Origin of the sequence: Enterobacter sp. A103, assembly GCF_034427535.1 — a bacterium.
In the GTDB taxonomy this organism is placed as follows: Bacteria; Pseudomonadota; Gammaproteobacteria; order Enterobacterales; family Enterobacteriaceae; genus Enterobacter; species Enterobacter asburiae_B.
Window position 1 is genome coordinate 1 of record NZ_JAXQPQ010000014.1, and the last position, 13,188, is coordinate 13,188.

At 51.9% G+C, this 13,188-nt stretch carries 21 protein-coding genes; 19 read left to right on the plus strand and 2 right to left on the minus strand.

Going from position 1 to position 13,188, the window contains the following annotated elements; translation table 11 throughout:
- The first annotated feature begins 228 nt into the window (after positions 1-228).
- The 7 genes from SPH27_RS21410 to SPH27_RS21440 all read left to right on the plus strand — a co-directional run bounded on the left by SPH27_RS21410 (position 229) and on the right by SPH27_RS21440 (position 4,387).
- The gene (locus SPH27_RS21410) at positions 229-543 is read left to right on the plus strand and encodes a hypothetical protein (protein ID WP_322435791.1); all 315 of its coding nucleotides are present in this window, start codon (positions 229-231) and stop codon (positions 541-543) included.
- A gap of 60 nt (positions 544-603) precedes the next feature.
- Positions 604-1,065 carry a DUF1419 domain-containing protein gene (locus tag SPH27_RS21415; RefSeq protein ID WP_232946125.1) on the plus strand — a complete coding sequence of 154 codons (462 nt, stop codon included), beginning with the start codon at positions 604-606 and terminating at the stop codon, positions 1,063-1,065.
- 89 nt (positions 1,066-1,154) lie between these two features.
- Positions 1,155-1,355: a hypothetical protein gene (locus SPH27_RS21420; RefSeq protein ID WP_031494497.1), complete on the plus strand. Its 201-nt coding sequence runs from the start codon at positions 1,155-1,157 to the stop codon at positions 1,353-1,355.
- Between the two features lie 40 nt (positions 1,356-1,395).
- A complete protein-coding gene (locus SPH27_RS21425; RefSeq protein WP_322435792.1) occupies positions 1,396-2,187 on the plus strand; it encodes an N-6 DNA methylase in 792 nt (263 codons plus the stop codon).
- Positions 2,188-2,230: 43 nt separating this feature from the next.
- Positions 2,231-2,566 (plus strand): hypothetical protein, encoded by a 336-nt coding sequence (locus tag SPH27_RS21430; protein ID WP_045409790.1) that lies wholly within the window; start codon positions 2,231-2,233, stop codon positions 2,564-2,566.
- A 689-nt stretch (positions 2,567-3,255) separates the two neighbouring features.
- The gene (locus SPH27_RS21435) at positions 3,256-3,549 is read left to right on the plus strand and encodes a hypothetical protein (RefSeq protein WP_072049643.1); all 294 of its coding nucleotides are present in this window, start codon (positions 3,256-3,258) and stop codon (positions 3,547-3,549) included.
- Positions 3,550-3,565: 16 nt separating this feature from the next.
- Positions 3,566-4,387 (plus strand): DUF932 domain-containing protein, encoded by an 822-nt coding sequence (locus tag SPH27_RS21440; RefSeq protein WP_322435793.1) that lies wholly within the window; start codon positions 3,566-3,568, stop codon positions 4,385-4,387.
- A gap of 28 nt (positions 4,388-4,415) precedes the next feature.
- Here SPH27_RS21440 and SPH27_RS21445 read toward each other — a convergent pair whose 3' ends face one another.
- Entirely contained in the window at positions 4,416-4,955 is a 540-nt protein-coding gene (locus SPH27_RS21445; protein ID WP_063444073.1) for a lytic transglycosylase domain-containing protein, read from the minus strand.
- 644 nt (positions 4,956-5,599) lie between these two features.
- Here SPH27_RS21445 and SPH27_RS21450 point away from each other — a divergent pair.
- Positions 5,600-5,986, plus strand: a complete 387-nt coding sequence (locus SPH27_RS21450; RefSeq protein ID WP_322435794.1) for a relaxosome protein TraM — start codon at positions 5,600-5,602, stop codon at positions 5,984-5,986.
- 38 nt (positions 5,987-6,024) lie between these two features.
- Here SPH27_RS21450 and SPH27_RS21455 read toward each other — a convergent pair whose 3' ends face one another.
- Entirely contained in the window at positions 6,025-6,666 is a 642-nt protein-coding gene (locus tag SPH27_RS21455; RefSeq protein ID WP_322435795.1) for an Arc family DNA-binding protein, read from the minus strand.
- Between the two features lie 196 nt (positions 6,667-6,862).
- On the opposite strand from SPH27_RS21455, the gene SPH27_RS21460 reads away from it, so the two are divergent.
- The 11 genes from SPH27_RS21460 (at position 6,863) to SPH27_RS21510 (ending at position 13,185) form a co-directional block, all read left to right on the plus strand.
- Positions 6,863-7,216, plus strand: a complete 354-nt coding sequence (locus SPH27_RS21460) for a type IV conjugative transfer system pilin TraA (RefSeq protein WP_029403783.1) — start codon at positions 6,863-6,865, stop codon at positions 7,214-7,216.
- Positions 7,217-7,218: 2 nt separating this feature from the next.
- Positions 7,219-7,521, plus strand: a complete 303-nt coding sequence (traL, locus tag SPH27_RS21465) for a type IV conjugative transfer system protein TraL (protein WP_322435796.1) — start codon at positions 7,219-7,221, stop codon at positions 7,519-7,521.
- A gap of 6 nt (positions 7,522-7,527) precedes the next feature.
- Positions 7,528-8,109: a TraE/TraK family type IV conjugative transfer system protein gene (locus tag SPH27_RS21470; RefSeq protein ID WP_322435797.1), complete on the plus strand. Its 582-nt coding sequence runs from the start codon at positions 7,528-7,530 to the stop codon at positions 8,107-8,109.
- A gap of 11 nt (positions 8,110-8,120) precedes the next feature.
- A complete protein-coding gene (gene traK / locus SPH27_RS21475) occupies positions 8,121-8,861 on the plus strand; it encodes a type-F conjugative transfer system secretin TraK (protein WP_322435798.1) in 741 nt (246 codons plus the stop codon).
- A 2-nt stretch (positions 8,862-8,863) separates the two neighbouring features.
- Positions 8,864-10,267 (plus strand): F-type conjugal transfer pilus assembly protein TraB, encoded by a 1,404-nt coding sequence (gene traB / locus SPH27_RS21480; RefSeq protein WP_322435829.1) that lies wholly within the window; start codon positions 8,864-8,866, stop codon positions 10,265-10,267.
- A gap of 13 nt (positions 10,268-10,280) precedes the next feature.
- Complete coding sequence (locus SPH27_RS21485; protein ID WP_322435799.1) at positions 10,281-10,574, plus strand: hypothetical protein; 294 nt, start codon at positions 10,281-10,283, stop codon at positions 10,572-10,574.
- Positions 10,571-11,011 carry a hypothetical protein gene (locus tag SPH27_RS21490; protein WP_322435800.1) on the plus strand — a complete coding sequence of 147 codons (441 nt, stop codon included), beginning with the start codon at positions 10,571-10,573 and terminating at the stop codon, positions 11,009-11,011. The genes SPH27_RS21485 and SPH27_RS21490 overlap by 4 nt, the downstream gene beginning before the upstream one ends.
- A gap of 13 nt (positions 11,012-11,024) precedes the next feature.
- Entirely contained in the window at positions 11,025-11,504 is a 480-nt protein-coding gene (locus SPH27_RS21495) for a hypothetical protein (protein WP_322435801.1), read from the plus strand.
- A 267-nt stretch (positions 11,505-11,771) separates the two neighbouring features.
- Positions 11,772-12,152 carry a hypothetical protein gene (locus SPH27_RS21500; protein WP_149289612.1) on the plus strand — a complete coding sequence of 127 codons (381 nt, stop codon included), beginning with the start codon at positions 11,772-11,774 and terminating at the stop codon, positions 12,150-12,152.
- Positions 12,153-12,162: 10 nt separating this feature from the next.
- Positions 12,163-12,624: a hypothetical protein gene (locus SPH27_RS21505; RefSeq protein WP_248223900.1), complete on the plus strand. Its 462-nt coding sequence runs from the start codon at positions 12,163-12,165 to the stop codon at positions 12,622-12,624.
- Between the two features lie 165 nt (positions 12,625-12,789).
- The gene (locus SPH27_RS21510) at positions 12,790-13,185 is read left to right on the plus strand and encodes a hypothetical protein (RefSeq protein WP_322435802.1); all 396 of its coding nucleotides are present in this window, start codon (positions 12,790-12,792) and stop codon (positions 13,183-13,185) included.
- Positions 13,186-13,188 lie beyond the last annotated feature (3 nt).

A 13,188-nucleotide genomic window follows, 5' to 3' on the forward strand; every position in this document is an offset into this window, starting at 1 on the left:
GTTCCCCCGGTGAAGCCATCCCCCGTGCGTCCTCACGCGGAGGGCTTGTCGTAGCACCGTCGGGTCGTCATCCAAGGGGTGAAATGCACTCCGCCAAAACTTTTTGCGTGCCGCAAAAACTTTAGTCTCCGCCCCTTTCCTTCCGCCCTTCGCCGTTGCTCCTTTGCCCTTTGCCGCGAGAGAACTCACCAGGGAGATGGACAACCATCACCACAGGAGAAAACCAGGATGCACACACGAAACGTCAACGTCAAAACCGCCGCTCCCGAATCTTCCAGGAAGATAGGGGGAAAAACCGTGTCGTACACGATCCTCGTCGCTGAGACGAAAAAAAACTCTGAGGAGGAATCGGACGTTCTGGAGTTCAGCAGCCTTGCAGATCTGAAGAAACTGCGCAGACGCTGCCCCGAAACAATGCGCTGCACCTATTTCTACGCCCTCACCAGCGGCGTCGATAAACAGTTCCGCCATATCCATGTGGCTGAAGCTGACCACTTCAAACAGTTTGTGCGCCTGATCGAGCGCGAAGGTATCGACATTTAAATCCGATTCACCCCGTGCGGCAGCCGCCGCACGGAACCTCATCAGACAGGAGCCAGAAACATGAGCGTTAACACCCCGACCGCTGCACCAATGGCATTTTTTGTTCCGTCTCATAACGCCGTTTATGACTGCGCAACACAACTGGACGGGCAGTGGGTGACTCAGCGTGAAGCGAAAACGCTGGAATCCCTTCGCCGTCTCTATCCGGATGCGGAGCTGATCCCCGCGACTCTGGTACAGGAAAAGCAGAATGACGGCTATCGCCGTCCCTGGGCGGAAATCACCGAGGCCCGGTATATCGACCAGCTGGAAACACTGCCGCCAGTGGACTGGTGCAGGGGGTTTGGCGGGGAGTCGTTCAAATCAATGGAGTTTACGGGCGGGGATGTGACCGCAATTTTTGTCCGGTACGGCGCGCGTTTCTTTGAGTGCCATGACCTGCACACCCGCCATCACCGTGAGCTGATTGGCGACGTGATCGCACGTTTCTGTCTCGATGCGCCGCTGAATTCCGCGCATTAAAAAAGCAGGGTTGCCCCTGCTTTCTCAACGCCGTATCTGGCCTACCAAAACGAGATACGGCAATCACAACCAAAGTAAGGAGATTGATCGTGAAATTTGACCCGCAAACTGTCGCACAGGCGAAGGCATTTGTAAATGCCCTCCGCGCCGGAAAACGCGCACGCGTACCCGCGCTGCGCTTCTCACAGTGGCAGCCGTTCCTGTCCGTGGTAAATGCCGAAACGGGCTACGCCGCCGATGCTGACTGCGGTCTGGCTGTCAGCGTCTACCCGGCGCTTGGACTGGCTTAACAGGAGACGGCCGCCCGCGGGCGGCCGGTAAGGAGAAACCATGTCACAACTGAGTTTTGAATCCCTGTTCCTGTCTGACCAGGCAGAGGCGCTGCCGCGGGCTTCTGCTCCTGCCCGAATGTTGTCGCCAGCTGAGGCGCGTAGAGAGTTCGCCAGTGTCTTCCGTCAGACTGCGAAACATATGCGCCGTTCCGAAGTGTTCCGCGACTTTATCCAGCTTGCTGCCAGCCAGCTGGATGTGGCTCGGCTGCGCACGCCAGAGGGTATGGAAAGTAACTATCTGATCTGCAAACGTTATGAACCGTCCGATTTAGACGCCATGAACCAGCTGTTCTGCCTGTTGGTGGAGGGACTGGCGGGTGAAACTCATGATTTCCTCGGCGCGCTGTATATGGAGCAGGAGCTGGGCGCGGATGAAATGGGGCAGTATTTCTCTCCGTCCTCCGTCTCCCGCCTGATGGCCGGACTACTCATGCCCGGCGCTCAGGAGACGATAAAGCGTGAGGGTTGGATGACGCTAGATGAGCCTGCCTGTGGTAGCGCCAGTATGGTCATTGCCTTTGCATACTGGATGGCTGATGCGGGATATAACCCGTCAGAACAGCTGTATGCCACCTGCACAGATATCGATCCGATGGTGGCTGATATGGCCTTTATCCAGCTGTCACTGCTGGGTATCCCTGCGAAAGTCGTGACCGGTAACACGCTGACCCTGAAAGCAAATCGCGTGCGTTATACCCCCGTTTATTACTTCAATGACTGGAAGGGACGTCTGGAGTTCCGCAGCCGTTTCGAAGCTATGAAAAACTTTCTGGCCACCGTGGCCGCCTGACTGACAGAGCGGCAGGGCAGACCTGCCGCAGGGAGAGAGAAAAATGATGAGCAACACACTGAACGCTGTTCCGGCCACCGTGCTGGAGACGATGGCAGAACGCCTGCAAGGCCAGGCTGAACCGATAAAAATCCGCAGCAACGATGATCACGCCGCGCTGGCTGCAGATGTGCTCTGGAAATTTGCCCGTAAAACCGGGCTGAACAGGGAAAGCGAAAGCGTGCAAACTGTCATCACGGATTTTCTGGCCAATCTGCTGCACCTGTGCGAACAGTGCGAGCCGGACGGGGCTGGCATCGAGGGATTTAATGCCCTGCTGAATATGGCCATGATGCACTATGAACAGGAAAACGGAGGTGACAGCGAAGAACCGATCTGAGCGGAAATCCTGGCCCCGGTGCATATCATCGGGGCAACCGCAAAAAACGCTACCCCTTCGGGGAAACGGGGAGAGCGAAAGCGCCTCCGGCGCTCCTGTCTTTCCCCGTTGCAGTGATGCTCTCCTCATCGGCGGTCATAACCGGCGTCCTGCTGGTTAACTTTCTCAGCTGCAGCTCAGTTATGGCCATAACCGAAAAACAGGGCAGGGCGATGGCCCCCTTCGGCTCCCGGCCAGCGCCGCTGTCCGGTCGTCGAGCCCCACTCCGCCAGGGCGGCTGCTGCGCACCCGCCGGGCTCCGCCGAACCCCTCCGGGTTTCGGGCTGACGCTAGGGTCTGATGGCGAAGGTCAAGGGCTGCGGCTTCTCCGGCCGTGCCGTCCGGAACGCCTTCACCGCGCCGGCTGATGCCGTCGCTTTAAGGTCGCCACGCCGTTCCGACGTGTCGGGTGTGTGCATCCTGTTCCCCCGGTGAAGCCATCCCCCGTGCGTCCTCACGCGGAGGGCTTGTCGTAGCACCGTCGGGTCGTCATCCAAGGGGTGAAATGCACTCCGCCAAAACTTTTTGCGTGCCGCAAAAACTTTTGTCTCCGCCCCTTTCCTTCCGCCCTTCGCTGTTGCTCCTTTGCCCTTTGCCGCGAGAGAACTCACCAGGGAGATGGACAACCATCACCACAGGAGAAAACCAGGATGCACACACGAAACGTCAACGTCAAAACCGCCGCTCAAGAATCTACCGGAAGATGTGATTCGAACCTCACCAGGTCTCAGTTCACGGATCTGTTTTGCTGGGTCCTGGCAGCATCGGAAGGGGAGCCACAACCGTTAATTTTTACGCCTCCAGTGAATGCCACTGAGCTGACGTTAATTAATGACGAATGCCCGGATTATATCTCTGTCTGGGTTGTAGATGGTCGCCCTGTGGCAGCTGCAATGCCGCTGGATAATTTTCACCGCGTTATTTCTTCATCTCTAACTAAATAATCAGGAGTAAATAAAAATGGTCAGTTTAGCAAGCCGCTATCGTATGCCTACCTCGATCCGCAAAGACCGTCCGCTGACGAATGATGAATTACAGCTCATCGTTCCGAGCGCGTTCTCATCGGATAAACACGATTCACGCTCTGAACGTTATACGTATATCCCGACCATTAACATTCTTGATCGCTTACGTGATGAAGGTTTTCAGCCATATTATGCAACTCAGTCACGTACACGTGACCAGGATAAACGCGACTTTACAAAGCATATGCTTCGCCTGCGCCGTCATGACCAGATTAACGGAAAAGAAGTACCGGAAATTATTCTGCTGAATAGCCATGATGGTTCAAGCAGCTATAAAATGATCCCAGGCATGTTTCGTCAGGTTTGCAGTAATGGTCTGGTTGCATGGAAGGATTTTGGTGAAATCCGCGTACCCCACAAAGGGGATATTGTCGGGCAGGTTATTGAAGGCGCTTACACGGTGCTGAAAACATTTGACGCGGTTGATGAAAATATTGACCTCATGAAAAGCATTCAGCTCACTTTGCCTGAGCAGCGCCTTTTTGGTGCGACCGCCCTGGAACTTAAATACGATGGAAAACCAGCGCCGATTACACCGGAGCAAATTATTAACCCTCGCCGTGTGCTCGACAGAGGCCAGGATTTATGGACCACGTTTAACGTGGTGCAGGAAAATGTGATCCGTGGGGGAATTCGTGGCAGAACGGAAAAAGGGAAGATGACCAGAACGCGGGAAGTCAACGGAATAGATGGTGACATCAAATTAAATCAGGTGCTCTGGAAAATGGCTGAAGAGTTTGCAAAACTGAAGGCCTGAAAATTAAGCCGCTCAACAGAGCGGCTTTTTACTGCCCGCTGTTAAGCGATGCTGTTTCTGTAGTTTTTATCTCATGCTCCTTACCCGCAGCTGGCGCGAGACGTTCAGAAAGTAACTTTTTTCTGGCCAGTAATACGCGATATATATTTTTAATATCCTGTGCATAGGCCTTGCGCTGCGTAATGAGCTTTTTGCTCGGCCCCGTATTATACATCCCCACGCTGTCCCAGTTTTTTCCGTATGACCTGAAGTTGTGCGCCAGTACCCATGCACCCGTATAAACGCAGATACATGGATCATTTAACAGGCGCTCACGGGTAATATTGAAGTTTTTAAGTTTACCGTAATGAGAGCTGTTCACCTGCATCCCACAGACATCTTCTGTCCCATTCCTGTTTGATCCATTTATCGCATCTGGTACCAGATGGCTCTCTTTAATCGAAATTGACATAAGCAGAAGCGGATCAATTTGATAATCTTTGCCGGCCTGATCAAAGCACATCTGCGGAGCTGCGCCAGCAGATAGTGAAAGAGTCAGCAAAGCAGCAGGCAGTAACGATATTTTCATGGTTTGGCCTTTTAGCGAAATAAACGGGCCCTGGAGAGGCGCTTTAAAAAATACCCCGGCGGATCGTCGTAATCAAGTAAATTCACTACAAACGCGCGTGAGCGCTTTCCTGCGGGGATTTAACACCTGCCCGAAATAAACATGTCAGAGCAGTAGCCGGTATTAACATGCCGCTCTTTACTAACCCTTTAAAACATCACACCCCACGCAAGACTTCGTCTTGCAGATTTTTCCTTTAAATTCAATTGAATGAAAGGCGTTAGATTTCGGGATTCTTAAATGTAAGCTTTTAAGGTGTGTTGATTAACACACACTACAGTGCCTTTACCCCACACATGACAGTGCTTAATTAGGCACTGTCATGTGTGCTAATCAAGCACTGCTCTGTGTGGGGATTGTGTGTACATAATAAATAGAGTAACTTAAATATAAGCAGTGCCTAATCAGCACACATGATGGTGCCGGATTAACACACATAATGGTGCCGGACTAGCACACCCTAAGGTGCTGGATTAGCACACATTCATACAAGATATTTATACAGAAATTCAATAGCTTGATACAGAAACAAAACACTTACAGTCGCCACAGAACTCATTTGTAGTGCCGCATCAGGCACTGTATGAAATTCACGAGAAAATAACATGACAAGAAAAAACATATACTTCAAAGACAAAATCGACCGTGAGATACAGGATATTCTGGAAATAGAACTTCAGAAGGGAGCCACAACCTCAGACATGAATTATTCGTCCATTGTGAACGAACTAGTCAGACTGGGACTGATGGTGTATAAATCGAAAGAAGAAGGCAGCTCTTTCGACCTTGAAGGTTTTAGGCGCGACCTCATTAAAAAAGTATCCGGGTCACGTGAAGGTATTATGATTCTAACTGCCTTGGTTTCAGATATCTTCGTAACACTCAAAGGCCCCGACTCTGGAGTGAAACTGGAAGAACTTATAAACACGAACATCAGTGCGATTAATGATGCGGAAGATAAAGCTGAAAAGGACCACTTCCTCACAGAGTAAATCAGCACAACTGGCCGGAAAGCTCCGGCCAGAATCGATCACTGAGACGACTTTTCGTCCCACGGAAGGTCACTTTTCTCCACCTCCTTTATTCTCTCCTTCAGGAAAACTTCAAACTCCATACAGAGAACTTTAAGTGCCTGCGCATCCTCGTTCTGGTCAAGCAACCTTTCCGTAAAATAACCCAGCGTATTCATCAGGCGGGTGAGCATTTCGTCATTCAGACTACGGTTATGCACCTTCGCCATTGCCCTGATTTCATCAGCAAGATTCTCGGGAATACGCATGCTATATCCGGTCGTTTTCCCTGGAAGCAAAATCCGCTCACCCTCACGCCACATCCATAATTGCTCTTGTTTGGGCGAGGGTTTAATTTCATTAGCAACATCAACAGATTCACTATCAAGCAATTGCCCTAGCCATTCTTCAAATCTCACCGCCAGTGCAATAAGCCGCTCACCCTCCGCAGTTTTAATGACAGGTTTCCCAGGCTGATAATTCAGCGACAACAAAAGCCTGGCAATAATTTCCTCATTCACACTTCTGTTGCCAGCCCTGGCACATATTCTCAGCTCCATAAGCAGATTATCCGGAGCACGCAATCGCCACTCCACCGCTTCACCTGGCTGGAACTTGCGTGGACGGCCGCGACCATTCCACATTTTCTCTTTTACTTTCATAGCTATAGATCCCGGAGGCCGTTTCCTAACTTACTGGTCAACAAAGCCTACTCACTTACATATTCGGATAAATCTGAATGATTCCGAAAAGTGTGACACGCGTCACAGTTTTTTTTTTTTAGGGTCATGGGACAATTGCGCCCGCGTAAACAAGCACTTACGCGATTCACTTTTGTTTACTTCGGAGAAAACATACATGTTAACCAAAGGCAGTGCCCTTAACGTCGGTAAGGGATGGGCGGTAGCGTCTTTATTCCGTAAAGCACGCGAAAATCGCAAAGCTAAATTTTACTTAAAGTCAGCAGGCGCTTTTTTAATTGCACTTATGGTCACTCACCCGGCATTCGCATCTGGTACTGACCTTCTCGCATCTCAGAACACTACGGTAAACTCCACTTTCGGCTCTGGCTCATCTATTGTTAAGTGGTTTTATCTCGGTGAAATTCTCTTCGGCGTGTTCATTTATATGAAAACCCGCTCACCCCTTACGTTCCTGGGCGTTCCATTGGTAATCATTGCAACACGCATTGGTTTTGCGATTGCGAGCTGACAATGGGCGGGGAAGAAGATAAATACTACTTCCCGGAAACACTAAACCAACAGGACCGTTATTTTGGTTTACCATTAGATGAGATTATTATTGTTGCCCCCCTGGCTATATTGGGCATCCTCAATAACATGTCTATTGAACTCTCCATTATCGCGGGCCTGCTCTGGTTTATCGTCAGGTATCTGAAAAAAGGGCAGGGGTCATACTGGTTACTTAATTTCTGTTACTGGCACCTGCCATCAATTTTATTCAAAGTAACCTTTCGCCAGATACCTGATTCAAGTTTCCGACACTGGAGGGCATAGTTTTTCATGAAACTGAATATTAAAGGAGAGCGCGATAAACAACTCCGCTATGCGTTTATTGGTCTTTCAGCTTTAACTTTACTCATGGGCGCAGGGAATGTACTGACAGGGTCACTGGCGTGGTATTTCGCCACAACCCAGAAAACCATCACCACGCCATTAACGTTTAACCGCCCATTCGCATCAGATTCAAAAAGTGTCGATGCCACCGGCCTGACACAATTCGCCGCTTCCTTTATTTACTGGCGACTGAATGTTACTCCGGAAAACGTCGACACTAACCATAAAATGGTTCTTGGATTCGTCCCCTCCGCCGAGAGGGACGCACTCAAGAAAGCCCTGGATATTGAAGCTGAGCGAATCAAGAACGGGGGCATCACCACCCGATTCGACACGAAAGAAATTCGGGTTATTGACGATGACACCGTGCAGTACAGCGGGGTTCTGAAACCATCCACCACCAACGGCGCAATCACCACGCCACTGAAAGACCAGGAAAAAACCTACCGACTGAAACTGAGTTATGACAATGGTGTGATTAACCTCCACAGCTTTGAAGAACTCAAGCCAGTACCTTCCACTAACTGACAGGACTGCCCATGAAATTTCGCATTTCACCGGCAGCTGCTGCTGTGTTTCTGGCAGCGGGATTATTCACAAGCGGCCTCCGGGCCGCTTCCGCACCCGCAGCCATTCCGTTTGAGAACGACGCCGCCTTTAACGTCACCCTCAGCAACACCAACCCGAGCAAGGTTGTTGTAGACGGAGAACTCATTACCAGCATCAGCGGACCAACCGGTGCGTATGACCAGAGCCAGACCGAGGACGGAGCGCTTATCCTGTCTCCGCTTGTCGGCCAGAACTTCACCCTGTTTATCCAGACTGACCACGGTTCATCGCTGAGCCTGAACGTCAGGCCGCAGCCGGGTAACGGCAAAACACTGCGCTTCACCCCAATGTCACCACCACTTCGCAAGAACGACGATGCGAAGGCATGGGAAGAAGGGCAGACCTATGAAAAAACGCTGGTTGCGCTATCCCGCACCGTAGTCAATGGCCAGGTGCCGGATGACTACCGGGAATACCCGGTCAGCCGCATGCCGGCTTACACACCCGCCAGTGATGTACGCCTGACGCCTGAACGCCAGTTTGTGGGCAACCACCTGCGGGTTGTTCGCTTCCGGATGAGCAATCCGGGCAGCATCACCCGCAGCCTCCGCGAGCGCGATTTCTGGCGCAAGGGTGTCCGGGCCGTAATGCTGTCGCAGAATCAGCTCTACGCTGGCGGCGAAGGCTATGCCTGGATTGTGTTTTCAGATGACGGAGACGCCCGCCCATGACCATAAGCCTGAATGAAAACCTGAAAACCCGCCGCAAGCAGCTGGCTATCCTGGCCGCCGTCATCATTGGCGGCGCAGCTGCAGCAGGCGGCGTAATGTGGTACGGGCAATACCAGCAAAAACAAAAGCAACCCGCACCGGTTGCAACACCAAACCTGACCGGCGTTGTGACCGCGACGTTTAACGAACAAGTCAACGATGCAGCGCTGGCGCAGCAGCAGGCAAAGACCTCCGCCCTTGAGCAAAACCTCGCCATGCTTACTCAGCAGTTCGCGCATAACAAGCTCAGCACCGAACAAAAGCTGGCCGAAAAGGACGCTGAAATTCAGCGCCTGAACGACCAGCTTACGAAAACCCCCGGCAGCAACCAGACCACTGGCCAGCAGACACCACCTGCTGGACAGAACGGAACACCACTCCCCGGTCCCGTTGCTGCCGGTCAGGCCCGACCACCGGAATACAATGTAACCCCCACAGGTGCACCGGCCGCCACTGGTGTGAATATGGGGCAGGGTGCAGCGTTCTACCCGGGCGGCTCCGGCCAGCGTATGACAGGCGGTCTGTCGACTACAAAGTTCAAATACGACAGCCTGATGAAAAAGCCAACCAAACTCCCCTGGATTCCGTCTGGCTCATTCTCTGATGCTGTTCTGATTGAGGGGGCCGACGCGAACGCAAGCGTCACCGGTCAGCAGAATACCAGTCCTGTAACCATCCGCCTGCAGGGCAACATTCAGATGCCCAACAACAAGGAGTTCAACGCTGACGGCTGCTTTATTGTGGGTGAGATGTGGGGCGATATTTCCAGCGAACGCGGAAACGTCCGCACCCAGTCCATCAGCTGCATCCTGAAAAACGGCAAGCACGTGGACATGGAGTTTCAGGGGCACGTCAGCTTCCAGGGTAAAGGCGGCATTCGCGGCAAGCCCGTTATGCGAAACGGCATGATTGTCGGCTATGCCGGCGCTTCCGGTCTCCTGTCAGGCTTTGGAGAAGGCATCAAATCTGCCGCCACACCATCCGTCGGCCTCGGTGCCACTGCAAGTGTTGGCGCAGGTGATGTGTTTAAGCAGGGCTTCGGAGGCGGAGCCAGTAAGGCGGCCGACACGCTGAGCCAGTACTGGATTAAGCGCGCCGAGCAGTACCATCCGGTAATTGATATCGGTGCCGGCAACCAGGTGACCGTTGTATTCCAGAAGGGCTTCCGCCTTGAAACCATCGAGGACGCCGAGGACGCGAAAGCGAAAGAGGAACTGCAGAAAGCCGGCAACGCCGCTCAGAACGCCGTGACTCCACAACCTGCGAGCCAGACCACGGCATCCAGTACCACCTCAGTCGGCAACATCAACCCGGATGACGTTCTCCGCCAGGCCAGCCAGCTGCGCCTCGGTGACACCATAAACTGATGAGGGTATGAAGATGTTTGCACGTAAAAAAACATCGCTGAGAGGCAAGCCAGACCGCAAAGCAAATGATGTGAACCGTCGGTTAAGGATGACCGTTAACTGGCTGTATTCGATTTGCTGGGTCCTCGGGTGGGTGGGCTTTATTGCGCTCATTATCAAAGGAGTTCGGGAGGAATATGCATTCCGCATCCTTGGCGCATTACTTTTTGCCACCATCTTGATTCGAATACGACCACCCGTCTGGCCAGATGACACCGCCGAACCCCTCCCGGGGCCGACCGACGATGACAAAAGGGAGTGCAAATGAAGGGAGCACGCATAGATGACCGTATCAATTTTCTGAGGGGTATTGAACGGGACTGGAAAGACTGGTCTGCAGGGAAAAACACAAAACCCCACTGGATATTTTTGGTAGGGGTATTAACCGCTACAGGGGGGCTGATTTTTAGCTTCTGGTCAGGCAATCAGAGGCTTACCGTGGCTTCCTTTGCTATTGGAATAGCATTTATTCTCGCCGGATTGTTACAGGCTGGTGAAACATGGGAAGAAAAAATACAGAAGAAAATTCGGGCATATGAGCCGCTTGATATTGATGCCATGCGTACCCTGGCCGTCTCTGTTTTTCATAAGGATGAGTTGATGCCGGAAGAACTCAGAAAGTGGCTGGATGCGGAGTTCAGCGCCATTTCGGATGCCGTTCTTCGTGATGGGCGCAAGCCACATTCCGGCGACATAATCAATTGAGGAGAAGCTGCATATGTCGTTTAAAACTGAGCTGGATGTCATCGAAGAAGACCTGAAGAAATGGCGTGCCGGGAAAAGGCTACATAAGTACCGGATATTTTGGTGCGCAGCAGCCCTCCCGGGCAGCATGTTTCTCTGCGGTGTTTTTTATCAACAGCCTGGATTTATCATTATGGGCGTGGTCCTCGGTTTCCTCTTGTTCCTGGCAGCGTCAGGCAAAATGGACGCTCCCGATAGCTGGGAAGGCCGAATCAATCAGGCATTGCAGTCGGTTAGCCCGAGAGATAAAGACGCGTTCGAAAAACTGTGCCGCACAGTGAAAGAGAAGAGGGCAATAGAGCCTGATGACATTGCTGCATGGCTCAAAGACGAAAAAGAAGCGCGTGCGCTTTTCGAGCGTCAACGAGATGAGCAGCAACGCTACAGCTTCACTAAATGGCTGGATAAACGGGAGTCTGACCTGAAGGCCGAAAGTAATGAAGAGGGCAAATGAAAACAACAGCGCAGGGGGCGGGCCAGACTGCAAAGCAAAGGATGTGAACCGTCGAGTAAGGATAACCATTAACTGGTTGTATTCGATCCTTTGGTGGTTCGGGTGGATAGCGGCAATATGGCTAAATATAAAAGGGTTAGAGGAGGTGTATGACTACCGTCGTTTGGGAGCACAGCTGATAGCCATCATCCTTATTTTATTACCCTGGCCAGGTGGCTCCGCCGTCCCCCTGACGGGATTGAACGACGATAAGAAAAAGGAGCGCAAATGAAACGCATTGCCTCAGTTTTATTAATGGTGCTTTCCCTGACAACACCTGATGCGGTGAAAGCTGCCGCGACAGTGGTGGTTCTAAACCAGATGGCAGCGCAAAAGCAAATTGCCCGCGCAGCCCGGTTTGAAGCTCTGGAACGCGAAGCACTGGCCCTTCCTGATGCCTGGAAAGCGTATCAGCAGGTGTCTGACTCAGTCCCAGGGGATGCACCTACCGAACTGCAAAATCGCTACCGCAGTCTCGCTGTCTCACTGGCAATTAAGGCCGCAATGACCTGTTCTCCAGAAGCCCTGAAGCTCCTTGAGCGTAACGATGTGATTGAGTTTCGCGTACTCCGTTCATCGTTAGTATCAGCCTGTAGGACCGCTAAATAAGGAGGTTGGAATGCGTGATGAAGAGCGTAATAACAGCCTGCTCAGGAGCATGCGGATGCATATTGCTGAATGGGAGTCGGGACGCGCCACTCCGGAAGGAAGCCGATTCATGTTTATCTGGCTTGTCATGTACCTTGGGACCGCGTGGCCAGCTCTCGCGTACTGCCAACTACTATGGGCACTGGGTTTCCTGGTTATCTGGTTCTTTCCGAGTCAATGGATATGCAGGCGAATTGTCCCCCGCTACAACGAAAGCTGGGCGGAGGTATTTGACAGGAAGCTTTCTGCTTATGATCCCCTGAACCTTTCCGCCTGGGAACACCTTAAGCAACAGGCCGAAACGGAGGGGCTGACGGTCAGTATTGTCAGCAACTGGTATCAGGAAGAAGTGAGGACCGTCTGGCCAGAAAAGAAACTTCACCTGAAGTTCCTTCATAAAGCCACTGACGGTAACGAGGAAATCGGAGAGTAATGAAGAGTACCAGAGCCATCGCATTACTGGTGATAACTGCCGGCGCGACCGGTGTTTCTGTTTACAACCATACCGGAGGGCTCACTGTATTACTCACCCTGGTGACCATAGGCGCGCTTGCTCATGTCTCAACGTCTTCCTGTAATTCATTTCACTGGAGTGTTTATGTCTGCCAGCATGGCACGCTACCCATTACTCAAAATCCTGCAAAATTACCGCTATATCCTCATTCCTGCACTGGTATTCACTATCGAACTCACAGTGTGGGCAGTGCTCAATATCAAAGGCGTGGGTGATATGGGCTGGGTCTCCTGGCGAGTGTCCCTGCTCTTAAGCGTGTTCCTCGTATACTTTAGCGGCACCGCCTTTAACAAACGCGATGACTGGTACTTTATGTATGGTTCAGTCGTTCCGTGGGGCGGAATGCAGATAGTGGCGAGTATTTATGGCTTTATCCAGATGGACCTGAACTTCCTGACGCTGGATATGTTTTATGCCGGCGTGTTTGGCAGCCTTGTTGTGCAGCTGGTTTTCACTGTGCTTCAGTGCAACTGCAAATAATCG